At 36.5% G+C, this 1,174-nt stretch carries 1 protein-coding gene; it reads right to left on the reverse strand.

Going from position 1 to position 1,174, the window contains the following annotated elements; translation table 11 throughout:
* Positions 1 to 1,005, reverse strand: a 1,005-nt coding sequence (locus H593_RS0115420) for a WD40 repeat domain-containing protein (RefSeq protein ID WP_051229775.1), incomplete at its 3' end; no start/stop codon positions are given.
* Between the last annotated feature and the right edge of the window lie 169 nt (positions 1,006 to 1,174).

Below are 1,174 nucleotides of genomic sequence, written 5' to 3' on the forward strand. Positions count from 1 at the left end.
TCCAATAGCTAACGTATTTCCATCAGAAGATAAACTTACACTCCATCCTGAATGATCACCTGCTGCTTCACCAGTAATCTCAGTGCCTACTTGAGTCCAAACACCAGACATGTTTTCAAACACGCGTACATGACCTGATTCATTACTAATATCTCCATTTACATCATAAAAAGGTGTTCCAATAGCTACAGTGCTTCCATCAGAGGATAAACTTACACTCCATCCGGATTGATCCCATAAGGATATGCCATCAATATCAGCACCTATTTGAGTCCAAATATCTGAAATATTTTGATAAACCCGTACATGACCTGATTCAAGAGCTCCTCCATAATTAAGACTTGCTCCAATAGCCACCGTGCCTCCATCAGCTGATAAACTTATACTCGATCCCGATTGATTATCAACCATTTCTCCTGTAATATCAGTGCCTATTTGAGTCCAAACACCTGACATATTTTTATAGACTCGTACATGACCTTTACCACCACTAGCATCACCACTATAACCAGGCGCTCCTATAGCTAGGATACTTCCATCAGATGATAAACTGACACTAGTTCCAGAATAATCAAGTTCTCCATTGCCATCAATATCAGTACCTATTTGAGTCCAAACATCTGAAATGTTTTGATATACGCGTACTTGACCAGAATTATTACCATTATCATCGTTTAAATGTGCTCCAATAGCTACTATACTTCCGTCAGATGATAAACTTACACTACGTCCAGATTCATCGCCTGCTGTTTCTCCATCGATATTAGTGCCTATTTGAGTCCAAACACCAGACATGTTTTCATACACACGTACATGACCTGAATTAGTACCATTTTCATCATTTAAAGGTGCTCCGATAGCTATTGTGCTTCCATCAGATGATAAACTGACACTAGTTCCAGAATAATCAAGTTCTGCTTCGCCATCAATATCAGTGCCTATTTGAGTTTGCGAATAAAATGTAATTGTACTTAATAAAGCTAGATAAAGTAATTTTGTTTTCATAATCCATTATTTTAAATTAATCACAACTAAGATATATGGGTATTTTCAATTAAAAAATGATATTTATCAAGGACATCTAAGTTCAAGTTATAAGTGCAACACGAATATTTAAAATAGATGGGGCTAGCCCCATCTATTTTAGGCTCAATATTTATATTCGTTTTGAATG

Origin of the sequence: Psychroserpens burtonensis DSM 12212 (assembly GCF_000425305.1) — a bacterium.
GTDB classification, from domain to species: domain Bacteria; phylum Bacteroidota; class Bacteroidia; order Flavobacteriales; family Flavobacteriaceae; genus Psychroserpens; species Psychroserpens burtonensis.